2 protein-coding genes are annotated in these 2,845 nt (G+C 74.7%); both read right to left on the bottom strand.

Going from position 1 to position 2,845, the window contains the following annotated elements:
• On the bottom strand, positions 1–2,214 hold a 2,214-nt coding region (locus AWZ10_RS28825), incomplete at its 3' end, for a type I polyketide synthase (RefSeq protein WP_159058377.1).
• A 63-nt stretch (positions 2,215–2,277) separates the two neighbouring features.
• Positions 2,278–2,845, bottom strand: a 568-nt coding sequence (locus tag AWZ10_RS28830; RefSeq protein WP_244172576.1) for a phosphopantetheine-binding protein, incomplete at its 5' end; no start/stop codon positions are given.

The following is a 2,845-nucleotide window of genomic DNA, read 5'->3' on the forward strand; positions in this document are numbered from 1 at the left end:
GGTGGCGCGCGGGCCGTTGACGGCGGCGACCGACACGGCGCCGGCGTCGGCGTGCCCGGCGAGCAGCGCGGTCACCTCGTCCTCGGTGGCCTCCACGGAGACCATGGCGCCGCCCTCGGGCAGGGCCTGCATGAGCCGTCCTCGCGCGGCCACCAGACGGCAGGCGTCGGGCAGCGACCACACTCCGGCGACGTGCGCGGCGGACAGTTCGCCCAGGGAGTGCCCGAGGACGTACTTGGGGGCGATGCCCCACGACTCCAGGAGGCGGAAGAGGGCGACCTCGACCGCGAACAGCGCGGGCTGGGCGAGGCCTGTCTCCCGCAGCGCCTCGTCGTCCGGGGCGCCGTCGAGGACCGTGTTCTTGAGGGACTTGGGGGACAGTCCGAGTTCGGGGTCGAGGTGGGCGCAGACCTCGTCGAAGGCGCGGGCATACGCGGGGAACGCGGTGTACAGGTCGCGGCCCATGCCGGGACGCTGGGCGCCCTGCCCGGAGAAGAGGAAGGCGGTCGCGCCGCGCAGGGTGCGGCCGGTGACGACGGCGGGGTGTTCCTCTCCCGCGGCGAGGGCCCGCAGGGCGTCGCGGGCGGCGGCCGTGTCCTCGGCGAGGACGACGGCGCGGTGCTCGAAGGACTGGCGGGTCGCGGCGAGAGCACGGGCGGTGACGTGCGCGTCGTCGCCGGGGTGCGTTTCGGCGTGGTCGAGCAGGCGGGTCGCCTGGCCGCGCAGGGCCTCGGCGCCGCGCGCGGACAGCAGCCACGGGGCGAGGGGCAGGCGTACGGCGGCCGCGGGGGCCGTCCCGGTCTCCTGGGCCTCCTCTTCCGGCTCCTCGGGGGCGGCCTCCAGGACGGTGTGCGCGTTGGTGCCGCTGATGCCGAAGGAGGACACGGCCGCGCGGCGCGGGCGTCCGGGGGTGAGGGGCCAGTCGACGGGCTCGGTGAGCAGCCGGACGTGACCGGCGTCCCAGTCGACGTGCGTGGACGGCTTGTCCACGTGCAGGGTGAGGGGCAGCCGGCCGTGCTGGAGCGCCATCACCGTCTTGATGACGCCCGCGACTCCGGCGGCGGCCTGGGTGTGACCGAGGTTGGACTTCAGGGAGCCGAGGAACAGGGGCCGCTCGGCGTCCTTGGCGCGGCCGTAGGTGGCGAGCAGCGCCTGGGCCTCGATGGGGTCGCCGAGGGTGGTGCCGGTGCCGTGCGCCTCGACGGCGTCGACGTCGGCGGCGGTGATACCGGCGTTCGCGAGGGCCTGTTCGATGACGCGCTGCTGGGCGGGCCCGTTGGGTGCGGTCAGCCCGTTGGAGGCGCCGTCGGAGTTGACGGCGGAGCCGCGGACCACGGCGAGGACCGGGTGCCCGTTGCGGCGGGCGTCGGAGAGGCGTTCGACCAGGAGCAGGCCGACGCCCTCGGACCAGCCGGTGCCGTCGGCGGAGTCCGCGAAGGCCTTGCAGCGGCCGTCGGGGGCGAGCCCGCGCTGTCGGCTGAACTCGAACAGCAGGCCGGGGGTGGCCATGACGGCGACGCCGCCCGCCATCGCGAGGTCGCACTCCCCGGCGCGCAGTGCCTGCACCGCCCAGTGCAGGGCGACCAGGGAGGACGAACAGGCGGTGTCGACGGTGACGGTGGGGCCTTCGAGGCCGAGGACGTAGGAGATACGGCCGGAGGCGACGGAGGTCGCGTTCCCGGCGAGCATCAGGCCGTGCAGGTCCTCGGGGACCTCGACCGGGCCCTGCCCGTAGCCGGCGGTGGCGGCGCCGACGAACACGCCGGTGGCGCTGCCGCGCAGGGTCTGCGGGCGGATCCCGGCGCGCTCCAGGAGTTCCCAGGACGCCTGCAGCAGGATCCGCTGCTGCGGGTCGGTGGCCAGTGCCTCGCGGGGGCTCATGCCGAAGAAGGCGGCGTCGAAGGAGGCGGCGTCGTGCAGGAAGCCGCCCTCTCGGGTGGAGAAGGTCCCGGGGCGGTCGGGGTCGGGATCGTAGCGGTCCTCGATGTCCCAGCCGCGGTCGTCGGGCAGTGCGCCGATGGCGTCGCCGCCCTCGTCGACGAGCCGCCACAGATCCTCGGGGGTGCGGATGCCGCCGGGGAAGCGGCAGCTCATCGCGACGATGGCGATCGGCTCACGGCCCCGGTCCTCGACCTCGCGCAGCTTGCGGCGGGTCTGCCGGAGTTCGCCCGTGACCCGCTTGAGGTATTCCACGTACTTGTCGTCGTCAGCCACGTGTGTCACTTCCTTGAACCGGGCGAGCCGGGGCGTCGGGTGCGTGCGGGACCGGCGGGGTGCTCACGCGTCCCCCAGCTCTCGGTCGATCAGGTCAAAGAGGTCGCCCGCGGTCTCGGCCAGGGCCAGTTCCTCGTCGTCCTGTCCTGCGAGGGTGTCGGCCTGTCCTGCGGGGGTGCCGGCCGGGGCTACGGGTTCGCCCTGCCAGCGGGAGAGCAGCTCACGCAGCCGGGCGGAGACCTTCTCCCGGTCCTCGCCGGCCACGTCCGAGCCGAGCAGCGCGCTCTCCAGGCGGTCCATCTCGCCGAGCAGGGACTGCGTGGCGCCGGGAGGCTCCGGCAGGGACAGCTCGCCGAGCAGGTACCGGACCTGGGCGAGGGCGGTCGGGTAGTCGAAGACCAGGGTGGCGGGCAGCCGCAGGCCGGTGGCCGCGCCGAGCCGGTTGCGCAGCTCGACCGCGGTCAGGGAGTCGAAGCCGAGTTCCTTGAAGGTCTGCTCGGGATCGATGTCGGCGGCCGAGCCGTGTCCGAGGACGGCCGCGGCCTGTTCGGCGACCACGTCCAGGAGCAGGTGCTCGCGGTCGGCGGCGGGCAGCGGTGCCAGCCGTTCGGCGAGCGGCTGAGGTGCCGGC

The organism is Streptomyces europaeiscabiei, from assembly GCF_001550375.1.
Taxonomy (GTDB): Bacteria; Actinomycetota; Actinomycetes; order Streptomycetales; family Streptomycetaceae; genus Streptomyces; species Streptomyces europaeiscabiei.